This window comes from Bacillus sp. BS3(2021), assembly GCF_021043345.1.
GTDB lineage: Bacteria > Bacillota > Bacilli > Bacillales > Bacillaceae > Bacillus > Bacillus paralicheniformis.
On record NZ_JAJNDM010000002.1, the window covers coordinates 153808 to 177762 of the forward strand.

Here is a 23955-nt window from a genome sequence, read left to right on the forward strand (position 1 = left end):
TCTGCCCGTTTACCACCGTTCCTTTTCTACCTGGAGAACCGCCTCAATCAGTCCCGGAAACTGCTCCTCCAATTCCCGTTTGCAGAGGGAGTAATAATGATGCTTCCCTTCAATGCGGACTTTGAGCAGCCCCGCTTCTCTCAGCACCTTGAAATGGTGGGACAGCGTAGACTTTGCGATATTGAGATTTGTGCATGTACCGCACGTTTTCTCGGCTGTGTCAGCCAGGGCTTTGACAATCTCAAGCCTGTATGGATCACTCAAGGCATGGAGAACAGATATTAACTTCATTTCATTTGTTTTCATGGGTTAAATGTATCATAATCCTAACTTCAAGACAATTCGTCAAGAAGGCAAATAGGTTGCCGCCAAAGCAAAGACATGTTACGATGCAATTGTTCGATGATTTTCGAACAATCAATTCAATGTGTATACAACGTACACGCAAAGGAATTCTAAATGACATGACGGAGGTTTGAACCGATGATCGTATTGCAAGCCTATATGAAAGTAAAACCAGAAAAACGCGACGCCTTTCTCGAAAGCGTACAACCGCTGCTTAAACATTCAAGAGCTGAAGCCGGCAATGCCCAATACCAGCTGTTTGAAGATACCGAACATGCCAATACATTTGTCATGCTTGAGCAATGGAAAGATCAAAACGCAATTGACGCCCATAATCAGACAGAGCACTTTCAAGCTTTCGTTCAAGCCGCGGGCGACCTTTTATCAGAACCGCTGAATGTGGTTAAAACGCACACACCGGATTAAAGAAAGGATGACGTTTAAATGAATGAAGTATTGAAATCATTGACAGACCATAGATCGATTCGCAGCTATACAGATGAGTCCGTGAACCCTGAACAGCTGGACAAGATCATTCAAGCCGTTCAAGCCGCACCGACTTCAATCAACGGCCAGCAGGTCACCGTGATTACGGTTCAAGATGAAGAACGGAAAAAGAAAATCGCCGAATTGGCCGGCGGACAGGTCTGGATCGAGCAGGCCCCCGTTTTCCTTTTGTTCTGCGCGGACTTCAACCGTGCGAAAATCGCCCTTGAGAAAAACGGCGAAACGCTTGCGATCACAGACGGAATGGAATCCGTGCTTGTCGGAGCTGTCGACGCAGGCATCGCTCTCGGTACGGCCACAGCGGCCGCTGAATCGATGGGGCTTGGCACTGTGCCGATCGGCGCTGTCCGCGGTCGTGCAGAAGAGCTGATCGAGCTACTCAATATTCCCGAATACGTCTTCCCTGTCGCAGGGCTTGTCGTCGGCCATCCGGCGGACCGCTCCGCGAAAAAGCCGCGACTTCCTGAACAAGCGGTAAGGCACAGCGAAACCTATCAACCTGACTTAAAACCGCTGATCGACGCGTACGATGAAGAAATATCCGAATACATGACAAAACGGACAAACGGACAGGAAACAAGAAACTGGTCTCAGGGCATATCCGCTTATTACAATAAAGTGTATTATCCTCACATCCGTGAGATGCTTGAGAAACAAGGATTTAAACTCAAATAGATACTTTAGGCTATCGGTGATCGATAGCCTTTTTTCATGCGTTCCATTCCACATTTCGATGAGCATCGAAGGTCTTTACCTTTACACTATGTAAAAAAGGAGTGGAACACATGAAACCATTTGCAAAATATAAAGCATTTCTAGACCTCCATCATCAGTCAGGCCCGTTCGTTCTGCCGAATGCCTGGGATGCGGCCAGCGCCAAAGCGTTTCAAAACTGCGGTTTTAAAGCAGTCGGCACAACCAGCGCCGGAATTGCCATGTCCCTCGGCTATCCCGACGGCGAACATCTCCCTTTTGAAACATTGCTTTCCGTCCTGAAAACCATCACGGATGCCGTCGATATTCCCGTCAGCGCAGATCTTGAAGCGGGTTACGGCCAATCACCGGAAGCAGTTGCTGAAAACGCAAAAAAAGCCGCAGCGGCCGGCGTTGTCGGTATGAATATTGAAGACGGAACGAAAGACCCCTGCCGGCCGCTTTGTGATGCAACATTAATGGAAGAAAAAATTGCGGCTGTCAAAAAACTGAACCTTCCTGTTTTGATCAATGCCCGCACGGATGTATACTGGTTCAATGCAGACGCTCCCGGTTCCCGGCTTCAAACAGCCGTCCGGCGGGCAAATCGGTACAGACAAGCAGGCGCGGACTGCATATTTATCCCCGGAGCCAATGATACAGGCACCATTGCCGGGCTGAGAAAAGATATACCCGGACCACTCAACGTACTGGCCGGCTCACACACTCCCTCTTTACAAATTCTTTCCGAACTGGGGATCGAAAGAATCAGCTGCGGATCCGCCCCGTTCAGAGCCGCCCTGTCACTGGTGAAAAAGATCGGTGAAGACATCATCACCCGCGGCTCCTTCAGTCATATGACGGACGGAGTCCTTTCATACGGCGAAGCTGCCGATTGGATCAGCCTTCATCGTAACCCAAAACAAAATCGTTGACCTAAACAGTTCGGTCTGTTAATATTTCATTTATGAAAACTCATGGGTTTTTTCGTAACCCATGAGTTTTATCATTGCGAAAGAAGGAGCCGGAATGAACGAAAAAAGAGCAGCAGTCTTAAGGGCCGCCAAAAAGCTGTTTGCCCAAAAAGGCTATCATAACGTTGCAATGCAAGCGATCGCTGAAGAATGCAAAATGTCAAAAGCATCTATTTATAAACTGTTTCAATCTAAAGAAGATCTTCTGCTGGCATTGATCAAGTTCAGAAAGCATGAAATGCTGAACAAAAGCGCCATCATCAATACGGAAACCTCGCTGACGCCAAAAGAAAGACTCGCTAAAAAAATCGCTTTGGAGATTACGGAATTCAGGGAAAACCGCCAATTTATCAATTTCCTCTCCAATGAGGGATCGTCTCCCGATACCGCGGTATTTAAAAAGCATCTGAAAGAAACAAAATCGCTGATCATCAGCTGGCATAAAGACTCTATCATTCAAGCGTACGGCGAAGAGGTGGAACCGTTTATATGGGATATCGTCATCATTTTCCACGGTTTGATGAGAGAATTCCTGTTTTTAGTCGGCACTGGAAAAGCACAGCCCGACGTTAAAACGATTCCGCCATTCATTATGTCGGTTCTGGATCTCTTCATAGAGAAAAAGCTGAACGAAGATCAGAAAAGTTCATTAAATGAAGACATTATTGCCTCCTATACGAATTTCTCATCATGCTGGGCACCGCCCAAAAAAGAGGAATTGCTTGAAGACCTTTTGCAAAAACTGAAAAACAAGATTTCCTCGCTGCCACAAGACGACGTTTCCGTGACAGAATTGCTGTCTGCCGCAGATTTGCTGAGCGAGGAGCTTTTCGCCAATGAGCCCCGCACGTATTTAATTAAGGCTCTCCTTGATTACCTTGGAAAAATCGAGGCGCTCCAATGCGATGTTTCACAAATACAAACAATTAGTATCAAAGAATAAGAGGGATTGATATGAACACAGGAACTGAACAACAGACATACAACAGAAATATCATCGTAGGTTTGCTCATTGCAGGGGCGTTTATCGCGATCTTGAACCAAACGCTTCTGGTTACGGCACTGCCGCATATTATGGCAGACTTAAACATAGACGCTACAAAAGCTCAATGGCTGACAACGGCGTTCATGCTGACAAACGGGATTCTCATTCCGATTACCGCCTTTTTAATCGAAAAATTTTCGAGCCGCGCGCTCGTCATCGCCGCGATGAGCATCTTTGTGGCGGGAACGGTCGTCGGCGCAGTTGCGCCTAACTTCCCGGTTCTCCTTGCGGCGCGAATCATCCAGGCCGCGGGTGCGGGAATTATGATGCCGCTCATGCAGACGATCTTTTTAACGATTTTCCCGGTTGAAAAACGCGGGGCTGCAATGGGTATGGTCGGTTTGGTCATCGCATTTGCACCGGCCATCGGACCGACATTGTCAGGCTGGATCGTCGACAGCTTTACATGGAGATACTTATTTTATATTATTCTGCCAATTGCCCTGATTGATCTTGTGCTTGTCATCTTACTGATGAAAAACGTTACGAAATTGAGAGAAACATCAGTCGACATCTTATCTATTATCCTGTCCAGCCTGGGTTTCGGCGGTTTATTGTACGGCTTCAGCAACGCCGGATCAGAAGGCTGGGGAAGCAATACCGTTTTAATTTCCTTTGCAGTCGGTGCGGTCGCTCTGTTCTTCTTTATCTCTAGACAATTAAGAATCAAAAGGCCGATACTCGAGTTTCGCGTTTTCCAATCGTGGACTTTTACGATAACAACGCTCCTCGGTATGATCGTTTTTGCATTAATGATCGGTACTGAAACCATTTTGCCGCTGTATACGCAAAACGTCAGAGACGTGACAGCTTTCGATTCCGGTCTGATGCTTCTGCCGGGCGCGATAGCAATGGGTATCATGTCGCCGATCATCGGCCGGATTTTTGACAAGATCGGTGGAAAAGGTCTTGCGATTATCGGTTTTGCCATCTTGCTGCTGACGTCGATCCCGTTTGCGGATCTGCAAATGGATACTTCGCTGACATTTATTATCGTCATTTATACGCTGCGGATGATGGGCACTTCCATGATTATGATGCCTCTCACAACCGCTGGCATCAATGCACTTCCGATGCATCTCATCCCGCACGGAACAGCGATGAACAATACGATGCGCCAGATCGGCGGTTCAATCGGCACGGCCGTTTTGATTTCCGTCATGAGCAATTCAGCCAAAAACGCTGCCGCATCTAACCCGTTAAATGCGCTCATTCACGGCATGAATTCCGCCTTTATCGTGGCCGCTGTCTTGGCGCTGATCGGATTTATCCTTTCGTTCACATTGAAAAAGAAGCCGCAGGCCGACAAACAAGGCCAGCCGGCGCGCTGATCCTGACACGCCAGTTCAATCAAACTGGCGTGTTTTTATATGGTTTGATATATTTGATCCCTTGCAGCGTAAGAAGCATGAAGACCTGCTCTGCGTCTCCTTTCATATGAAATGAATATCATTCGAGTTCTTCTCCTGAACAGACAAAAAGGCTGCCGGATACACCGGCAGCCTCGCTCTTTTATTTTAATCCATTTTCAACTTCTGTCACCATTTCAGATACGGACTCAAGACCTCCGCCTGACAGGTACCAGTAACCTGGATCAAGATATGTGATATGGCTCTTTTTATAAGCTTTTGTTGATTTTACAATTTCATTTTCAATGACTTCTTTTGCTGTTCCTTTTTCGCCGATGGCAGCGCTTCGGTCGATGACAAACAGGTAATCAGGGTTCTTTTCAGAAATATACTCGGAAGAGACGCTTTGGCCGTGAAGGGAAGCCTCGATGTTTTTGTCGACAGGTTCAACGCCGAGCACATCATGGATCAAACCGAATCTTGAGCCGCTTCCATACGCGCTGATTTGTTTATCGCTTGTTAAGACGACCAATCCTTTGCCGCCTTTTTCTTTCGCAAGCTTGTTGGCTTTCTCTACTTTATCATCGATTTTCGCAAGAGCTTCTTTGACAGCATCTTCTTTACCGAAGATTTTTCCAATATTTTCGGTATTTTCTTTAAAACTGTTCATGTAGTTCTTCTGGTCAAGCTCGATGTCGATCGTCGGTGCGATCCTTTTAAACTCGTCATACTGCTCAGACTGTCTGCCTTCGATGATGATCAAATCGGGGTCAAGCTCTGCAATTTTTTCAAAATCAGGCTCTTTTAGTCCGCCGACGCTTTCGTATTTACTGTCTTTGTATTTTTTCAAGTAAGACGGGAGGGTTTGTTTCGGAAGGCCGACAACGCGATCGCTCAAGCCAAGCTCGTCAAGCGTGTCAAGCATTCCGAAGTTGAAGACAACGACTTTTTTCGGGTTTTTCGGTACATCTGTTGTACCGCTGTTATGTTTAATTGTGACGGTTTCTTTTTTAGAGGAAGATTTTGCATCTGTATCAGCAGCTTTGTTTCCGCAGGCGGATACGACAAGAACGGTTATCAATGCCATAATCAATAAAGATAGTTTTTTCAATTCAAGTCACCTCATCATTTAAAATATACACAGATTTTTTGGTCTCCGATTTGTTGGATCGGAATGTCCATATCATAGATGTCTTTCAGCACCGGCGTTTGGATAATGTCTTCCGCCGGCCCCTCTTTTACAATCCGCCCGTTTTTCAGGGCTGCGATTCTGTCTGAATAAACCGAGGCAAAATTAATGTCATGAATGACAATGACGATCGTTTTACCGCGATTTTCGACAAGGTCTTTCAAGAGCTTCATTATCTCTACTGAATGTTTCATATCGAGGTTATTTAATGGTTCATCAAGCAATATATAGTCGGTATCCTGAGCGATGACCATTGCGATAAAAGCACGCTGGCACTGGCCGCCGCTCAACTGATCGAGGTGTTTATGCTCAATCTCTCTCAGCTTCATATAATCAATCGCTTCGTCGACATATGCCCAGTCCTCTTTCGAGAGCCTTCCCTGTGAATAAGGAAATCTGCCGAAACTGACGAGCTCCCTGACAGTCAGCCTGATGTTGATCTGGTTGGACTGCTTTAAAATGCTGATTTTTTTGGCTAAATCATTGCTTTTGTAAGCGCTGATTTCCTTGCCGTCAATCAGCACTTTTCCGGCGTCCATTCCGATCAGCCTGCTGATGATGGACAAAAGCGTGCTTTTCCCCGCTCCGTTCGGTCCGATGAAGGACGTGATCATTCCTTTTTTTATCGTTAAAGTCGTGGGATGAACAACGGTCTGCTCTCCGAATTGTTTCATGATATCTCGTACTTCTATCATCATTTACGCTCCTTCAGCAACAGGTAAATAAAATAAATCCCGCCGATAAAATCAATGATCACAACAAGCGTCACCGTTAAACCAAACAGTTTTTCAACAATGAACTGGCCCCCGACAAGCGCAATGATGCTGAACAAAACCGCTCCGGGAATCAGGACGCTGTGCTTATACGTTTTAAATACTTCCCGCGCCACATTGACGACGAGCAGCCCCAAAAATGTGATCGGCCCTACAAGTGCAGTAGACACGGAGACGAGAACGGCGACGACGATCAGCATTTTCTTCACCGTCCGGTCGTAATCGATTCCGAGGTTGACGGCTTGATCCCTGCCGAGCGAAATGACATCAAAGTACGGATTATACCGCCAAGCGTAAACGAGAATCGCCAGAATGATGAGCGAAGCAAGCATTAAAATGTCCGTGTTCAAATTGTTGAAGCTGGCAAACATCTTGTTTTGAACAACTTGAAACTCGTTCGGATCGATCAGCATTTGCATAAAGGATGACAGGCTTCTGAACAATGTGCCGCATACGATTCCAACTAACAGCAGCAAGAAGATGTGCCTTCCCCCGCGGCGAAACATCAGGAAAAACAACACAAATGAAAAACAGACCATCAAACCGGTTGACAATAAAAAATTGCCGTTTTTACCAAGATCGGCAAGTTTGGCTGCACCGAAAAAGTAAATAATCCCGGTTTGCAGCAGAACATAGAGAGAATCGAGTCCGAGAATGCTCGGCGTCAAAATTCTGTTGTTTGTGATCGTTTGGAAAATCATCGACGAATACGCAATGGCTGTACCGACAACGATGATCGCAAAAACTTTGGCAAACCTCCGCGGAAGCGCATATTCCCATACAGACGGCAATCCGTAGAACAGAAACAAGCCGATGCAGGCTGCCGCTATCACGATGAGTATAAGCATTTTCTGTTTATGACGCATAGGCTTTTCTCCTTAAAAGCAAGTAAAGAAAAACGCCGCTCCCGATGATGCCGACCATCAAACCAACCGAAATTTCGTACGGGTAAATGACGAGACGTCCCGCTATATCGCAAAACAAGACGAAAACGGCTCCGAGAACCGCCGTATGAGGCAGGCTGTTTTTCAAATGATCTCCCCTGTAGATGGACACGATGTTCGGGATGATCAATCCCAAAAAGGGAAGCGTGCCGACCGTCAGGATGACCACGGACGAAATAATAGATACGATGATCAATCCGATATTGACCACCCGCTTATAATTCAATCCAAGATTGATGGAAAAAGACTCCCCCATCCCGGCCAACGTAAATTTATTGGCGAACAGATAGGCAATGATAACGAGCGGTATACTCAGAAATAAGAGCTCATACCTCCCCTTCATGACCAGCGAAAAATTCCCTTCAAACCATGCATTGACGTTTTGAATGATATTGTACTGATAAGCCATGAAAGTGGAGATGGCGCTGACAACACTTCCGAGCATCATACCGACGAGAGGGATGAAGATCGCATCTTTGAACTTGATTCTGTCCAAAATTTTGACGAACAAAAAACTGCCAAACAGTGCAAAAACAAAGGCAAACAGTATTTTAACCACAATTCCTGCAGACGAAAAAAGCACGATCGCAATGATCACACCGAGCCTCGCCCAATCCATCGTTCCAGCGGTGGTCGGTGAAACAAATTTATTGCGCGTCAGCTGCTGCATGATCAGCCCGCAAATGCTCAAGCTCATTCCCGCAAGCACGATGCTAATCAAGCGCGGAATTCTACTTATGTAAAGCGTTTGAATTTCGTCCTCGTTAAAGCGGAAAAGATCAAGAGGCGAAAGCTCCTTAACGCCGATGAAAATCGAGCTGATTGAAAGAATGATGAGCATTAGCAATAAGTATCGTAATTTCATGCTGCAGTAGCCTCCTTGCACAACAAAGCAAACCCCTCCGCCGACGTTAATGATTATCATTATCAATAAGAGTCTTCATATATCTTACCATTTTTTCTGACATAGTCAATAAGATTAATAGATACAAAGGTTGAAACCATGCGATTTCCCCATCTTTAGTCCTCCTCAAAAATACATTTGTTCATTCCCGAAAGAAAAACCTTGATTCTTCTTGTAAAAAGCGCAATAATTAAGATTAAATTTATTTCGAAAATTTAAACTTTGGGAGATGTAACAAATGAAAGTCGTTAAATTTGGGGGCAGCTCGCTCGCTTCAGGGGCTCAGCTAGAGAAAGTATTTCAAATTGTCACTTCTGATCCGAAAAGGAAGGCCGTCGTTGTATCAGCACCCGGAAAACGGCACCCCGAGGATACGAAAGTAACGGACCTTTTAATCGAATGCGCCGAACAGTACTTATCATCAAAAAAAGCGCCCGATCTGGTTGAGGCGATTGTCGGACGATATGCCGATATCGCGCTTGAGCTCGGACTTGACGATGTCGTGATCGACCGGATCCGGGCCGACCTGCTTCAGCTGCTCGAAGGTGATAAAACAAATCCGGAACGGTTTATCGATGCGGTCAAAGCAAGCGGCGAAGATAACAATGCCAAATTGGTAGCGGCTTACTTCAGGCACCAGGGAGTTGAAGCGCACTATGTCAGTCCAAAAGACGCCGGGCTGTTTGTGACGAGCGAGCCAGGCAACGCACAAGTCCTGCCCGAGTCGTATGACAATCTGTTTCAGCTGAGACAGCAAAAGGGCATCATCATCTTTCCCGGCTTCTTCGGATTCAGCCGGGAAGGCGAAGTCATGACGTTTTCGCGGAGCGGCTCTGACATTACAGGTTCCATTTTAGCGAATGGATTGAAAGCCGAGCTGTATGAAAACTTCACTGACGTTGACGCCGTTTATTCTGTCAGCCCGGCGATCGTATCCAACCCGAAAGAAATCCGCGAGCTGACATACCGGGAAATGAGGGAGTTGTCGTATGCAGGCTTTTCCGTCTTTCATGATGAAGCATTGATCCCTGCTTTCCGGGCGCGCATACCGGTTCAGATCAAAAATACAAACAATCCGGACGCGGAGGGGACAAGAGTTGTCACCACACGCGACAATACGAACGGACCTGTCGTCGGGATCGCCAGCGACAGCGGATTTTGCAGCATTTACATCAGCAAATATTTAATGAACCGCGAAATCGGCTTCGGACGCCGCGTTCTGCAAATCCTTGAAGATGACGGACTGACGTATGAACACATTCCATCCGGCATTGATGATATTACGATCATTTTAAGGCAGGATCAAATGGATCAAGCAGCAGAAAAACGGATAATCAAACGGATTAAGGAAGAACTGGATGCCGATGAAGTGACGATTGAACACAATATTGCCCTGATTATGGTCGTCGGCGAAGCCATGCGCCATAACGTCGGAACGACGGCAAGAGCGTCAAAAGCATTGTCCGATGCGCGTGTCAACATCGAAATGATCAACCAGGGCTCCTCGGAAGTCAGCATGATGTTCGGCGTTAAGGAAGCTCAGGAAAAACAAGCGGTTCGCGCGTTATACCAGGAATTTTTCGCAAAAGTTCTCGTTTAAAAAAACCCCTTTTTTTATGGGGTTTTTTTGCTGTCAGAAAATATACCCTTCCCTAAAATTGCCTGCCTTAAATTCATTCACAAAACCGTTTTGAAAGCCGATATGTAAAGTAAATAAACTGATGGGAGAACACTTATGAATCTGTTGAAAAATATAAAAATCAGAAGCAAACTATTTGTCATCATTATCATTTCAGCGCTGGCTTTGTCGATTGTCGGCATCCAGGGGATAGGCGGGCTGAACAAGCTTTCCAAAGGTTCAGAGATCATCTATCAAGATCAATTGGTTCCCAACCAGTTGTTTGCAAATTTAAAAGCGAACAACCTTGATATTGATACGTACAAATTCGAGCTGATGGTGACGAAAGACAACGATCGAAATGAAACATTGCAAAAACACATTAAGGAAAAAAACGAAGAAAACAGCACCTTAATGGAAAAAATCGATCAGCTGAAATTAATGGACAACGTCTCTAAAAAATACGAAAATTTCAAAACCGAATACAAGAAATTGCAAGATATCAGCAGCGAGATGCTCAGCTTGGCGGTGAAGAACGAAAATGATAAAGCATATGACGTCTATCTAAAAAAGATGGAGCCTCAAAGAGAAACGGTCAACCAGCTCATTGAAGACATTCAAACCTTAAATGCTGATAACGCCAAAACAATCTATCAGCAGGATTCTAAAGAAGCCGGTTCAATCATCACGCTTCTCATCATTGTCATTGCTGCAGCGCTTGTTTTATCCATCTCGATCGGCCTCTTAATGACAAGGCTGATCACAAAGCCGATCAAAGACATTCAGGCGCTGTTCGCAGAAACCGAGCAAGGCGATTTTACTGTCAAAGGAACATATCAATCGAAAGATGAATTGGGATTGCTGACATCATCATTTAACAAAATGGTAGGAGGCGTCCGTTCGATCATTGAAACGGTCGGCGAAACGTCGCACCAAGTTGCTTCTTCATCACAAGAGCTGAGCGCCAGTGCGGATGAAAGCACAAAGGCGAGCGAATACATCTCAACAACGATCCAGGAGCTTGCAGTAGGCTCCGATCAGCAGGTGGAAAGCGTTGAAAACAGCAGAACCGTTATTATGGGAATGACCGAGTTTGCCGGAAGAATTTCTTCAAATGCCGAAAAAGCGGCCGCCACCGCTGACCAGACGGCGAAGATGTCGCTTGAAGGCACGAAAGCCATTGATAAAGTGAGCACTCAAATGAAGTCTATTAATGAAACGGTCGTCTCTCTCTCAGAAGCATTTAAACATTTAACAGAGCGTTCCAATGAGATCGGAAATATTACCGAAGTGATTACGAGCATCGCTGAACAAACGAACCTGCTTGCTTTAAACGCGGCCATTGAAGCAGCCCGGGCGGGAGAACAAGGAAAAGGCTTTGCCGTCGTCGCGGATGAAGTCAGGAAATTAGCCGAGCAATCGGCCCGCTCAGCAGAACAGATTACAAGATTGATTACGATCATTCAAAACGATACGAAGCAGACGATGAACTCGGTCATTTCGGCAACCGGCGAAGTCAAAGAAGGACTTGTCGTCGTTCATGAAGCGGGAGGCGCGTTCCAAAAAATCGAAAACTCGATTACGGAGGTCGTCACACAGATCAATGACGTGACAAACTTGGTGAAAAACCTGACAGCCGGCGCAAGCGAAATCGAAACCGCCATTTCCGGCGTCAAAGAAGTAGCCGAAACAGCAGCGGGAGGCACGCAAACGGTTAGTGCGGCAACTCAGGAGCAGCTTGCTTCAATGGAAGAAATCGCCGCCGCATCACAGATCCTCGCGCAAAACGCCGAAGAGCTGCAGCACCTGATCCAGAAATTCAAAATTAAAGATTAACAAAACCCGCCAGACGCTGTCTGGCGGGTTTCTATTCATCATCATCTCTCGCTGTCAGCGGCAGACGGATGATAAATTTTGTTCCTTTGTTTTTCTCACTTTCAATCTCTACCGTACCGTTGTGCAGGGCGACGAGCTGTCTGACGATCGACAGCCCCAGCCCGTATTCTCCGTAAGGGGTGTTCGTCCGTGATAAATCTGCTTTATAAAAACGATCCCAAATGTTTTCAATATCCTTTTCATCAATGCCGATTCCGGTATCCTCTATTTCGATCACCGTCTCCTTATAGTCTTCCCGGCCTCTCAGCCAAACGGTTCCGTTCGTTGTGAATTGAATACTGTTTTTCGTAATATTGACGAGTATCTGGATGAGCCGGTCGTAATCGGCATTGACCATCACATGATCCTCCACATCGAGGATCAGCTGATTCTGTTTCTCCTCAGCCTGAAGCGCCAGCTGCTCTTTAATGATTTCAAACACTTCGATCAGCGGATAATGCAGTTTTTGCAGTGTAATCTGATTGGAACGGATTTTTTCATAATCAAGGTTTTCGTTGACGAGGCGAATCAGCCTTTTTGTCTCCTCCGTAATCAGCTTCATACATTTATCCTGCTGATCTTCGGGTATCGTCTGGCTGTTCATCCCTTCCACTAAACCGCTGATCGTCGTCAGCGGCGTCTTCAGCTCATGTGAGACGTCAGTGATAAACTGCCTTCTTCGCTTTTCAAGCCGGTCGATTTCTTCGCTTGAGCTTTTTAACTTGCGGGCCATAATGTTAAAATCGTCACCCAAATCACCGATCTCATCCTTATTGCGGTTTTCGATATGGATGTCATAATCTCCGGCGGCGACTTTTTTCGTTGCATCGCGGAGCTTCTGAATGCGGGCGACATGGAATTTGGACGTCAGCCAGCTTAGAAGAATAGCGACTAAGATAACACCCGCCGCCGTAAAGAGCATAAAGCGGTTCATGTCGCTGATCATTTCCTCGGTCCCGCTGATCGGAGCGGTCAGCAGAATGCCTCCCTGAAATTCATTGTTGACGATGTTGGGCAGCGCCACAACCGATACTTCCTCATTAAAACGGTTAAAATCGGTTTTGACGACTACGGCCTTTCCATCTTTAAGCTCTTTCCATTCTTCATCACTGAGCAACAGCTTTCGCGGCCGCAAATCGGCCGGCGTCATCAAGACCTCTTTCTTTTCATTAAAAAGAAAGAAGCTGATCTTCCTGCTTCGCAAAATTTCCTCAAACGGCTTCATAATGGCCGGCGCGCCTTTTGGCCGCATCTCCATTTCGCCCATGATGCGATAGCCGTAAGAAGACAGCTCATCGACTTTGCTTTCGTATGCAAAGTCTTTGACAAAGTGGGAAAACAGCGCCCCGGTAATGAGAAAAGCCATGATTAATATAGTGATGTGACTGGCCAGCAGCTGATAGAGATACTTAATCTTCATCGAACTTGTACCCTACTCCCCATACGGTATAAAGAAACGGCCGCGAGTCGCTGCCAAGCTTTTTTCTCAGCCTTTTAATATGAACATCAACCGTCCGCTCGTCTCCGTAGAATTGATATCCCCAAACCTGCTCAAGCAGCTGCTCCCTTGAGAAAACCTGTTTTGGACTTTGCACCAGGTAATACAATAAATCGAACTCCTTAGGCGTCAAATTTTGAATTTGAACGCCGTCCAAAAACACTTCTCTCGTTTTTTTATTGATTTTAAAATGTTCCGTTTCAAGCGAGTCGCTGTCAGCGGAATCCTGCCGGCCGGCGCTTTGATACCTCCGGCTCACCGCTTTGATTCTCGCCACAAGCGCCAAAGGGCTGAACGGCTTTGTCACATAATCATCAGCTCCGAGCTCAAAACCGAGCACCTGGTCTGATTCCGTATCTTTTGCCGTCAGCATTATAATCGGAACCGTGCTCTCTTCCCTGACCTTTTTGCAGATCGTGACCCCGTCCATGGACGGCAGCATGATATCGATGATCAACAAATCCCAATCATCCGATTTAAAACGGTTATATCCTTCAAGTCCGTCATGGACGAACTCTGTTTCAAATCCTTCTTTTGCAAAAAACATTTCTGTCATTGTACATACGCTTAAATTATCCTCAATCATTAATATTTTCATCGTCAATATGCCTCCGCTAGACAAACGTTAGATTCATTTTACACAGGGCTCAGCCATTTCTCAATTCCATTATGAACATTTAAAGGACTGGCAACAGTTTGGTCATAATTTATTCATAAGTAGCGGCTAAGATGAAATCAAGCATAAGGCAAAAGTCCTGTTGCCGTTTGACTTCGCAGCCATAATAAATGAAATAGATACGGAGGAATCACGCGTTATGAATTTTTTCAAACGAGCCTTTTGGAGCATGAAAGCGAAAAAAGGAAAAACACTTTTACAATTGTTTGTTTTCACGATGATTTGCGTGCTCGTGCTGACAGGAATTACGATCCAGTCGGCGGCCGTGAAATCGAGCGAACTGGCAAGGGAGCAGCTTGGAGGCAGCGTCACGCTCAAAGTTGACAGGGAAAAAATGATGAAAGAACAGCAGGAATCAGGAGAACGGAAAAGGTTTGAATCGACCCCCGTTTCTGTTAAATCAGCCGAGAAGCTTGCGGGCCTTGACCATGTCAAAAGCGATAACTACATCTCCTCTACGTCTGCTTTAGCGGACAATTTCGATCCGATCGAAAGCGGTGACGAGGATTCTTCGGCCTCAAACAGCGAGCAGCCGGCCGGACCGGGCGGCAATGAACAGGGCGACCGGCAAATGATGCAGGCTGACGTATCAATCGAAGGTGTGACAAGCACAGCCCTTGTCGACGAATTTTCCAACGGGACGTCCAAGATCACGGAAGGCCGTGCTTTAACAAAGGATGATGTGAATAAAAAAGTCGCCGTGATTGAAGAAACGCTTGCCGAAGAAAACGCTCTGAAAGTCGGCGATACGATCAAAGTCAAAGCGAGCAGCGATGAAGCTACAACGATCAATTTGAAAATCGTCGGAATCTATCAAACGACTTCATCCGGAGACAATCAAGCGCAAAACTTCGCCTTTTTAAACCCTTATAACAAAATCTACACACCATATACGGCGGCATCGGCCTTAAAAGGCGACGATTATAAAAACGCGATTGATGAAGCGGTCTACAATATGGACGACGCCTCCAACATCGACACTTTCATTGCGGCTGCCAAGAAAACAGGCATTGATTTGGATACATTCACATTGGATGCCAATGATCAGTTGTACCAGCAGATGGTCGGCCCGATTGAAAATGTCGCGTCCTTCTCGAAAAATGTCGTCTATCTCGTCACGATCGCCGGAGCGGTGATCCTCGGACTGATCGTCATGATGTCAATCAGGGAGAGAAAATACGAAATGGGCGTTCTGATGGCGATCGGTGAAAAACGCTGGAAACTCATCGGACAGTTTTTGACCGAAATCTTAATGATCGCAGTGCTTGCCATCGGCATCTCAGCATTAACCGGCAGCTTGATTGCCGGGCAAATCGGGAACCAGCTCTTGAGCCAGCAAATCGAACAAACGTCAGCTAGCCAGTCTGCAGGCGGAATGATGGGCCTTGGCGGCGGAGGCTTCTTCGGACAAAGGACCGCCCAAGTCTCGGCCATTGATCAGCTTGACATTCAAGTATCCTTCGGGGACTTGATGGCACTCGGCGGCATCGGCCTTTTAATCGCGCTGTTCGCGACGCTCCTTCCGTCAATATCTGTTTTAAGGCTCCATCCGAAAACGATTTTAACAAAACAAGAATAGAAAGAAGTGAAGATCATGGGCACTATTTTAGAATTTCAGAATGTCGGCTATTGGTATAAAAATCAGGATCAGCCTCTTTTCGAAGAGATCAGCATTCAATTCAGCCAAGGGCTTTTGTATACGATTGTCGGGACTTCCGGCTCCGGCAAAACCACCTTTTTATCGCTGGCAGGCGGACTTGATGTACCAAAAGAGGGAGACATCCTGTATAAAGGAGAAAACATTTCAAAAATCGGGCTGACCAGCTTCCGCAATCAATATGTATCGATCGTCTTTCAGTCCTATAACCTGCTCCCGTATATGACGGCTCTCCAAAATATCACGTCAGCCATGGAAATTACCGGATCTCAGGTCAAAAACAAAGAACAATACGCTTTGGAGATGCTCGAAAAAGTCGGCATCGGCGAAAAGCAGGCAAGACAGAAAGTATTGACATTAAGCGGCGGGCAGCAGCAGCGTGTCTCCATCATCAGAGCGTTCTGCTGTGACACGGACTTAATCGTCGCCGATGAACCGACCGGCAACTTGGATGAAAATACATCAAAGGACATCGTCCGGCTCTTCCAAAACCTTGCCCACCAAGAAAACAAATGCGTCATCATGGTCACCCATGACGAACAGATCGCAAAGGTATCCGATGTCAACATCCGGCTTTCAAGAGGCGGCTTTACCGTCAAAGACCGCAGATCAGCAGGATAAGGGGAACGGCATGAGCCGTTCCCTCAGATTGTTGACAAAATCCCAAAACGACCTTTTGTTTTGGGATTTTGTCATCCTTTCAGCGTGATTGAAAACCCTTGCAGTCTAGGAAGGCCGAGCATCGGAAGCTGACTTTCACAGGATGTGATGACGGCGGCGTTCAGGCAGGACGCCTGAGCGGTTAGCCGCCGATCCTTCTCCTATTCGTGAGCACCGACGCGCAGGCCTGACAACGAATGCGAGGGTTTGTCGACACGCTGGGGGAACGGCATGAGCCGTTCCCCTTCTTTTATGATGAAGCAAAAGCTTCTGCAGCCGCCGCCAAATAATACGATAGGCCGGTTTGCTGATTTTCAAGCATCCCGCGATGAAAATCATCTTCGATAAAAAAGCGTGTCTGCGTCTGAAAATCGCCGGGCGTGATCCCCAAAAACTTAAGGTGCCGTTTAATGGCAGTCTTTACTTGTTCATGGTCGTGTTTGACTCCATCTCTGAGCGCTTCGGCCATTCCATTCATAAAACGGGCTGCCTCTTCAGCTTTTTCATTCATTTCTTCCGCGATGACCGGTTCTCCTCTCAGCAAATCGACATCATATGCCTCCTTCAAATAGCGGTTTTGTTCAGCGAGTGCGTCCTCCCATTCCCTGCTGCTTGAAAACCCTTTAAACATGCTTGATTGATCCATTGCTTCTCCTTTCCCGGCCTGCTGAATCGAGAGATCGATCGTAGAAATAAGCTGTTTTATCCTGTCCAAACGGGCAGTAAAAAGACGTTTCTGCTCAGATAAAATCGTCAGTCGATCAGCTTCGCCGTCCAGTATTTGCTTAATTTCCTTGAGCGGAAATTCGAGCTCCCGATAAAACAAGATATGCTGCAGCCGTTCCAGCTCTTTTACCCCGTAAAGGCGGTAGCCGGCATCCGTCACCTCCGCGGGGCATAAAAGGCCGATCTTATGGTAGTGGTATAGCGTTTTGATCGTGATATTCGCCACCCCGGCCACTTCTTTTACCGTATAGAGCATCAAACTTCACCTCGTCTGTCATGTTAAAGGGTGCCCTAAGGGCGGGGTCAATCCATTACACGGTCTTTTTTTTATTTTTTTTCATTTTCGCATAAGCGACCAGGCAAATAAAAGCAGGAAGGATCACCTGCATCGGCAAATGGACATATAAAGGAACAAACTCGATTCCTTCTTTTACATGCTCCGAAATATTGCTGGCAATGGAGACAGATAAAATCAAAATGATAATGCCGATGACATGAACGATTTTGGAGGGTTTTTTAAGCTTGAATAAGACGGTCACGCCTTCGGTTACGGCATACATGAAAATGCTCATCTTAAAAAAACCGCCAATCACCAACACGAGCATGAAAAATACATCAAGCCTGTCCAGAAATTCGGCGACTTGAATCGTCTGGATCGTACTCAGCAATGGGAAGCGCGACCTCATATTGAGGTCGACGCCAAGCACGCTGATGTTCAATGCCACATTAAAAGCCAGGATGATGCCGCTGATGGCGATTCCCAACAGCCCCGCTTTTTTTGCCTGTTTCTTTTCTTTTAAATACGGCAGGATCAATGTAAAGACGATAATTTCTCCAAACGGAAAATACAGCGTTTGCGTGAACACGGCATGGAACATCGGACCGGGCCCATTTCCAAAAATAGGCAAAAGCTCTTTCGGTTTAATCAAGCCTGACGAAACAATTAAGATGAGGCCTATGACAGCGAGCCAAAACATGATGCCAAACAGCAGCTCGCCTGAACGGGCCAGGACCTCGATTCCTTTCCTCACGGTAAAAATACAAACTGCAATCAACAAACCATTCGCGAAGATAATCGGCGTGTTCGGATAAGCCGACGTCAGCAGCATTTCGCCAAAATCGCGCAAAACCCTTGCCGCAATATAACAATAATAAACAATGTAGATAAAAGACAGGCCCCAGCCAACCGGTTTTCCAAAAATACTCATCAGCGTTTCATAGGGAGAGGCGTCGGGATTCACCTGGTAGAAAAAGTGGTGCATCATAAACAAAGCCAGCCCTCCGACTGTTCCGAACAAGATCGCGATCCAGGCGTCCTGTTCGGCAGATTGTCCTGGAAAAATCAGCAGAGAGCTGCTGAGTTCAAACAGAACAATCAGCACGAACAACTGTGCAGCACTGATTTTTGCTTTCTCCATTTAAAGCCCTCCTCTCTCTTTCATTCAAGAACGCCCTTCGTGATGATTCAAAATGTTCGGGTTGTTCCTTAAACCTGTTCTCCGTACATATGCGTTAACCGTAATGTCGACATCTGTATGAGGAAAATACCGATTGCTCCATTCGCCCTCCATCTTTTTCCACACTTTTGGGTGGTTGCGATACACAACGTCACCGAATTGCAGAACATCCGTCTTGTTTCGCTTAACAACGTCAATGGTATTCTGCAATTCATTTTTCAGCTCCTTTGCCACCTTCCTTTCGATGTCGCTCAGCACTTTTGGATCATCCAGGTGAATCGGCACAGTGGTTTCGCCGATGTCCCCTTCCATGTCTACTTCAACCGAAATCGCCGGTTTGCCGTTTTTAAGATGTGATCTGATTTTTGTTTTTTGGCGGATGACATCAAATGTGACGGCGTCTTTTTCGTGATTCAATGTAGTTGTCAAATACGTTCTGCTGATTTTATTGCGCAGCCATAAAACGCCCCGCGCGGTTTTGCCTTCAAGCCAGTTGACGAGCTTGCCCTCTTTAATGACTGCCAGCCCGTCCGCTTCGACTATTGCCTCAGGAGATGTAGACTGCACGTTTTCCATCTTTTCACCCTTCTCCTTGTTTCCGGATACTTTAAAAGAAGTAATAATCGGGTGCTTTGCCTTCGATGTCAAGCACTTGATGACATCCTGCACGCTCGTCTTTATATGTTCTCCCAAATGCTCTTCAGTAAATTGCAGTGTTTTGTTTACTTTATTTGACGGGATCTTATCGATCGGCGTCAGCGTCCGGATGAATGTTTTCGCTTTTTGGCCGCGGGAAATAATAATCGTCGCCGTTGAACGAAAATCGGTGTCCCGGTCAAGAACATCAAGAATTTTAATCAAGCCTTCTTCCTTGGCGAGTTTTTCATCAACAACCACGAGGTTCGTGTGGGAGTAATAAATTTCCCTCGACATTTTCGCCGACGCGTGCCTGCTCATTTCCGTCAGATTATTGCCCGTCACAGAATAGCTTGAAACCGGCGGCCTGTCTCCTCCCTGTCCGCCTTGAAGGCCTCCTGTCACATTGATCGGATTGACGATCTGATAGCTTAATTCGTAATCTGTATTTTTACCTTTATCAATACCGATGGCGGTGATCAGCAGCAAATCTGTCAGCTCTCTTTTATCCCAGCATCCTTGAAGAAGAACAATGGCGGCCAGCAGGAGCACAATCTTAAGGCTTCGTTTCATTTGGATCACCATCTTCTTGTTTTGTCTTCATATCGCCTGATTCCGGCGGATTGGGTTTCTGGTATTCTCCTTGACGCACCTTATTGTCATTGCCGATCAGTTCAGGCCGCTTCTCATGTGTCCACCAAGGCAAACGAACGATGGAGTCGCCCCAGTTTTTCAGAATAAACGGCGCAAAAGGAGTCATATATGGAACACCGAACGAACGGAGGCTGCATAAATGGACAAACATGATGATCAGTCCAAGAATAATGCCGTAAAAACCCGTCGTCGCCGCGGCTAATATGAAGAAAAACCGAACCAGCCGGGCGGATATCGCCATGGCGAAGGAAGGTGTGGCAAAACTTGAAATCGCTGTGATCGCTACGACGATGACCATCGCCGGCGACACAATCCCCGCCTGAACAGCCGCCTGTCCAATGACGATGGCTCCCACAATCGAAACGGCAGAACCTATCGCTTTCGGAAGCCGGATGCCTGCCTCTCGCAAAATTTCAAACGAAATTTCCATGATCAGCGCTTCCACCACAGCCGGGAACGGCACGATTTCACGCTGCGCGGCAATTACGATCAAAAGCTCTGTCGGGATCATTTCCTGGTGAAACGTCGTCGCACCAACGTAGACGGCAGGTGCAATAAGCGAAATAAAAAAGATCAACACGCGTAAAAAGCGGATGAACGTCGCAATGTCAAAGCGTGAATAGTAATCCTCAACAGATTGAAAAAATTGAATAAAAACGGCAGGGACAAGCAGGACAAACGGTGTACCGTCAACAAAGATGGCGATTCTTCCTTCAAGCAGATTCCCTGCGACCATGTCCGGCCTTTCGGTATGATATATCGTTGGAAAGGTCGTAAACACAGCGTCTTCAATAAACTGTTCAATATACCCCGATTCAAGGATGCTGTCGATCTCAATGCCAGCCATCCTTTTTTTGACTTCTTTCACCGTTTTCGGGTCGCACACCCCGTTGATATACATGATCGCCACATCGGTTTTTGTGACGCTTCCCATCGTCATTTTTTCAACCCAAAGATTCGGGTTTTTAATGATTCGGCGCACCAAAGAAATATTCGTGTCGAGAGATTCGATAAATCCCTCACGTGAACCGCGGAATGCCTGCTGATTTTCAGGCTCCTTGATCGAACGCTTTTCCCCGCCTTTCGTGGTCGTAATAACCGCTGTTTCCGTTCCCTCGGCCAAAATGATCGTATCCCCTGCCATCAACGATTCAAGCATCTTGTCCAATCGCTTTTCTTTTTCGACACCGCCCAGCGCAACGGCATCACCTGCAATCGTCTCAAGAACATCCCGTCCGTACTCCTTTTTCGCTAATTCTTCAGAGCTCATGATCGATTCCAGCAAAAAGTCATGGATGGCTTTCTCATCTGTAATGCCGCCGACATAAACGACGGCCAATTCGATTTTCTCGTCAGCGCCCGTTTTTAATTTGCGGATGACGACATCTGCGCTGTTTCCGGTTATTTCTTTAATCACGCTCAGGTTTTCGGCAAGCAAGGGACGCACAAACCCGGATACATTTACGGTTTCCGGGTTTTTATCTCCGCTCATAAGAGATTCTTGTTTGTTATCCTTTTGATGACGACCTTTAAAAAAGAATGGCATGGCTGTCAGAATCCCCTTTTCGTTTTTCATATTTTTCCTTGCAAAAGCACATTTATACTATTCCCGGGGGAATAGTGCTTTATGAAAAGAGAAAAAATAACGGGGAACGGAGAGTGGTGAAAAGTTGAAACTGATCGGAATCGGGCTTTTATTATTTGTTTCCTTAGAGACTTTTGCTGTCATGCTTGATGTATTTCAAGGCATGACCTTGCAAAGAGCCGTAATAAACTCCCTGACGTTTGCCATCTTAGAGGTAGGCGAGTGGATCATGATCCTTTTATTTTTGTTTATCATTTTTCTCGAAGCCTCGGCGAACTTCCGCAAGAAGAAAAAAAGGACATAAAAGGCTCCCTATCAAAAGGGAGCTTAAACTTCAATATTTCCATGAACGGTATCTGTCTCGTGAGAATGGATCATACCTTTTACAACCGTATTGCCGATGATCAGCGTTTGCCTGGACGTATTGGTTTGAATTGCCGTCACTCTTGCAGCGGTATTGCTGCGGAGCGTGTTGTCGAGGATCGCCGAGTTCGACGATTGGTCGAGATAAATGAGGATAGCCGGCAAGGACTGCCTGCCGAGCGTGATCGTATTGCCAATAATCTCGTGTGTTCCGCGGGTGAGATACAGCGTGACAATCAGCGGTGAATCTTCGATGTCGTTTCCGATAATTTTTGTATGCTCATTTGTCGAGCAGTATATTGGAAAGTTTCTGAAGCGGGTGAAGGTGTTTTTCCGAATGACTGCAGAAGCCGTATTTGTGACGGATACGGCATATGACTCCGGCACCGTTTGAAAGCCGGCCGGCGAAATAAAGTTTCCTTCTATCACAGCATTTCCTTGCGATATCCAGATGCCTCTGGAGAATTGCTTGATGACGTTATCCTTTATTTGGACGTCATTGCCTGTACTCCTGACCGCAAGTACGACATTTGCGATCTGATTGCCGGAAAACGTTACATTGTCTGATTGCGTGATGCTGAGAGCGGTGCCGGACCTTTGCTCAGGCACGTCGTTTTCGATATTATTCCCTTCAATGAAGATTTGCGACGCTTGATAAGCAAGAATTCCGGCATTTACAAAATCACGGATTTGATTTCCCGTGGCAAAAACGCTTTTTCCGCGGATATCGATGCCTGTCGTAAAACCCGAAATCAAATTCCCCTTTATAACGGCATCGCTTCTTGCTTCCAAAGCCCCTACACCGAGGCCGTTAATTCCGATGCTCTGTCCGGTGGATTCGGGGTTTTTCTTGATGATATTGTTTGCAATCGTCGTACTCGTCCCGTATCCGTATGAAATGGTACCGTCTGCGATATTGCCTTCGATGATGACAGAAGTGCCGTTGAAATTGGAAATGGCATTGTTGACATTGCCCTTTAACACGTTGTTTCGGATGATGACATTAACGGGTTCTTCATAGACGATGTTTCCTTCACTGTAGCCTTCTATATCAATCCCAAAACGGGGAGCCGTGCCGTTGCCTGTCCCCGCATCTGCAATTTTGCATCCTTCAACAAGAACATTGTCGCACCCTGTGATCGACAAATTATTTCTTCTGGAGCGCCTGATTTCACAATTGGTTACCTTAATACGCTTTGACGGCTTATAGCCGTCTCCTCCGTTGCTGATAATGATTCCGTCTCCTGTAAAATCGGCTATTCTCACATGTTCAATAACGACATTTGACGCCCCTTCGATACAAATTCCGAATCCCCATTCATGGGTCGGTCTCGGCGCCGGTGTATATGTGTGTTCATCCCTTTCCCCAATGATGCTGCCTCCGGATATTTTCACATTGGATGTTCCGCCTATATAAAAAGCAACGTATCCCCATGAGCTGTTCGGTTTTACCTTGATGACGGTCTCCGCGTCCATCAAAATTTCAATATTGCCCGGAACATTGATGCCGGCTCCGCGAAACGGAGCACGCGGGTCGCTGTTTTTCGTCCCGTCAATCAGGTACGTGCCGTTCGGTATCCATACCGTGTTGTATCCCATCGACTTTGTCCATACCAAACATTCGTTGATCGCATTTGTGGAGTCTGTTTTGCCGTCGCCGACAGCACCGAACTTTGTCGCGTCAACCACTGTCATTCTCATTTCCTCAGGTTGCTGCTGCACGCTGTTTTCAGCCTCCTTTTGTAAAACGGTTTCCGATATATATATGCCAATCTAGTAAAATCCGCTTGTACATAAGATAGGTAAAATTTTATTAAAAAATCTTTT

Annotated in this window: 22 protein-coding genes and 1 pseudogene; 11 read left to right on the forward strand and 12 right to left on the reverse strand. The window is 46.3% G+C overall.

All coding sequences use genetic code 11. The annotated features are described in order from the left end of the window. Nucleotides 1-9 precede the first annotated feature (9 nt). Nucleotides 10-306, reverse strand: coding sequence for an ArsR/SmtB family transcription factor (locus LQ247_RS06100; protein ID WP_020450179.1), 297 nt, complete (start codon nt 304-306; stop codon nt 10-12). Between the two features lie 177 nt (nt 307-483). Here LQ247_RS06100 and LQ247_RS06105 point away from each other — a divergent pair, with 177 nt between their 5' ends. The 5 genes from LQ247_RS06105 (at nt 484) to LQ247_RS06125 (ending at nt 4895) form a co-directional block, all read left to right on the forward strand. Then, nucleotides 484-771, forward strand: a complete 288-nt coding sequence (locus LQ247_RS06105) for a putative quinol monooxygenase (RefSeq protein ID WP_026580550.1) — start codon at nt 484-486, stop codon at nt 769-771. A gap of 18 nt (nt 772-789) precedes the next feature. After that, nucleotides 790-1527, forward strand: coding sequence for an NADPH-dependent oxidoreductase (locus LQ247_RS06110; protein ID WP_020450177.1), 738 nt, complete (start codon nt 790-792; stop codon nt 1525-1527). A gap of 110 nt (nt 1528-1637) precedes the next feature. Further along, nucleotides 1638-2480: an isocitrate lyase/PEP mutase family protein gene (locus LQ247_RS06115; RefSeq protein WP_231005728.1), complete on the forward strand. Its 843-nt coding sequence runs from the start codon at nt 1638-1640 to the stop codon at nt 2478-2480. A 94-nt stretch (nt 2481-2574) separates the two neighbouring features. Further along, nucleotides 2575-3462 (forward strand): TetR/AcrR family transcriptional regulator, encoded by an 888-nt coding sequence (locus tag LQ247_RS06120; RefSeq protein ID WP_020450175.1) that lies wholly within the window; start codon nt 2575-2577, stop codon nt 3460-3462. Between the two features lie 11 nt (nt 3463-3473). Continuing rightward, nucleotides 3474-4895, forward strand: coding sequence for an MDR family MFS transporter (locus tag LQ247_RS06125; RefSeq protein ID WP_026580547.1), 1422 nt, complete (start codon nt 3474-3476; stop codon nt 4893-4895). Between the two features lie 181 nt (nt 4896-5076). Here LQ247_RS06125 and LQ247_RS06130 read toward each other — a convergent pair whose 3' ends face one another. From LQ247_RS06130 to LQ247_RS06145, 4 genes are read right to left on the reverse strand one after another with little or no spacing between them, the layout of a single operon-like run. Beyond that, nucleotides 5077-6024 carry a siderophore ABC transporter substrate-binding protein gene (locus tag LQ247_RS06130; protein ID WP_023855630.1) on the reverse strand — a complete coding sequence of 316 codons (948 nt, stop codon included), beginning with the start codon at nt 6022-6024 and terminating at the stop codon, nt 5077-5079. A 14-nt stretch (nt 6025-6038) separates the two neighbouring features. Further along, entirely contained in the window at nt 6039-6797 is a 759-nt protein-coding gene (locus tag LQ247_RS06135; RefSeq protein WP_020450172.1) for an iron ABC transporter ATP-binding protein, read from the reverse strand. Next, nucleotides 6797-7741 (reverse strand): iron chelate uptake ABC transporter family permease subunit, encoded by a 945-nt coding sequence (locus LQ247_RS06140; RefSeq protein WP_020450171.1) that lies wholly within the window; start codon nt 7739-7741, stop codon nt 6797-6799. Before LQ247_RS06140 ends, LQ247_RS06135 begins: the two co-directional genes overlap by 1 nt. Beyond that, nucleotides 7731-8684 (reverse strand): ABC transporter permease, encoded by a 954-nt coding sequence (locus tag LQ247_RS06145; RefSeq protein ID WP_026580546.1) that lies wholly within the window; start codon nt 8682-8684, stop codon nt 7731-7733. The genes LQ247_RS06140 and LQ247_RS06145 overlap by 11 nt, the downstream gene beginning before the upstream one ends. Nucleotides 8685-8961: 277 nt before the next feature. On the opposite strand from LQ247_RS06145, the gene LQ247_RS06150 reads away from it, so the two are divergent. From LQ247_RS06150 to LQ247_RS22280, 3 genes and pseudogenes are all read left to right on the forward strand, one after another. Then, nucleotides 8962-10323 carry an aspartate kinase gene (locus tag LQ247_RS06150; RefSeq protein WP_231005730.1) on the forward strand — a complete coding sequence of 454 codons (1362 nt, stop codon included), beginning with the start codon at nt 8962-8964 and terminating at the stop codon, nt 10321-10323. Between the two features lie 135 nt (nt 10324-10458). Continuing rightward, a pseudogene (locus LQ247_RS22275) lies at nt 10459-11223 on the forward strand (MCP four helix bundle domain-containing protein); the annotation flags it as partial. Beyond that, nucleotides 11224-12177, forward strand: coding sequence for a methyl-accepting chemotaxis protein (locus LQ247_RS22280; RefSeq protein WP_373367326.1), 954 nt, complete (start codon nt 11224-11226; stop codon nt 12175-12177). A gap of 31 nt (nt 12178-12208) precedes the next feature. Here the strand turns inward: LQ247_RS22280 and LQ247_RS06160 are convergent, their stop codons facing one another. Together LQ247_RS06160 and LQ247_RS06165 are read right to left on the reverse strand one after the other, a co-directional pair. After that, nucleotides 12209-13636, reverse strand: coding sequence for a sensor histidine kinase (locus LQ247_RS06160; protein ID WP_039073204.1), 1428 nt, complete (start codon nt 13634-13636; stop codon nt 12209-12211). Beyond that, complete coding sequence (locus LQ247_RS06165; RefSeq protein WP_026580542.1) at nt 13626-14312, reverse strand: response regulator transcription factor; 687 nt, start codon at nt 14310-14312, stop codon at nt 13626-13628. The genes LQ247_RS06160 and LQ247_RS06165 overlap by 11 nt, the downstream gene beginning before the upstream one ends. 217 nt (nt 14313-14529) lie before the next feature. Between LQ247_RS06165 and LQ247_RS06170 the strand changes: the two genes are divergently transcribed. Both LQ247_RS06170 and LQ247_RS06175 read left to right on the forward strand, forming a co-directional pair. Next, nucleotides 14530-15969: an ABC transporter permease gene (locus LQ247_RS06170; RefSeq protein ID WP_231005732.1), complete on the forward strand. Its 1440-nt coding sequence runs from the start codon at nt 14530-14532 to the stop codon at nt 15967-15969. Nucleotides 15970-15984: 15 nt separating this feature from the next. After that, a complete protein-coding gene (locus LQ247_RS06175) occupies nt 15985-16668 on the forward strand; it encodes an ABC transporter ATP-binding protein (protein ID WP_101561623.1) in 684 nt (227 codons plus the stop codon). Between the two features lie 289 nt (nt 16669-16957). Here LQ247_RS06175 and LQ247_RS06180 read toward each other — a convergent pair whose 3' ends face one another. The 4 genes from LQ247_RS06180 to LQ247_RS06195 are packed head-to-tail and all read right to left on the reverse strand — an operon-like array spanning nt 16958 to nt 21726. Continuing rightward, the gene (locus tag LQ247_RS06180; protein WP_231005734.1) at nt 16958-17689 is read right to left on the reverse strand and encodes a MerR family transcriptional regulator; all 732 of its coding nucleotides are present in this window, start codon (nt 17687-17689) and stop codon (nt 16958-16960) included. 55 nt (nt 17690-17744) lie between these two features. Next, nucleotides 17745-18851 (reverse strand): GerAB/ArcD/ProY family transporter, encoded by a 1107-nt coding sequence (locus LQ247_RS06185; RefSeq protein ID WP_101561625.1) that lies wholly within the window; start codon nt 18849-18851, stop codon nt 17745-17747. Nucleotides 18852-18875: 24 nt separating this feature from the next. Then, nucleotides 18876-20099, reverse strand: a complete 1224-nt coding sequence (locus tag LQ247_RS06190) for a Ger(x)C family spore germination protein (protein WP_231005735.1) — start codon at nt 20097-20099, stop codon at nt 18876-18878. Further along, nucleotides 20083-21726 carry a spore germination protein gene (locus LQ247_RS06195; RefSeq protein ID WP_186439804.1) on the reverse strand — a complete coding sequence of 548 codons (1644 nt, stop codon included), beginning with the start codon at nt 21724-21726 and terminating at the stop codon, nt 20083-20085. The genes LQ247_RS06190 and LQ247_RS06195 overlap by 17 nt, the downstream gene beginning before the upstream one ends. A 124-nt stretch (nt 21727-21850) precedes the next feature. Between LQ247_RS06195 and LQ247_RS06200 the strand changes: the two genes are divergently transcribed. Further along, entirely contained in the window at nt 21851-22069 is a 219-nt protein-coding gene (locus LQ247_RS06200) for a hypothetical protein (protein WP_026580535.1), read from the forward strand. Between the two features lie 23 nt (nt 22070-22092). Here the strand turns inward: LQ247_RS06200 and LQ247_RS06205 are convergent, their stop codons facing one another. Next, on the reverse strand, nt 22093-23829 hold the full coding sequence (locus LQ247_RS06205; protein WP_231005852.1) for a right-handed parallel beta-helix repeat-containing protein: 1737 nt from the start codon (nt 23827-23829) through the stop codon (nt 22093-22095). Between the last annotated feature and the right edge of the window lie 126 nt (nt 23830-23955).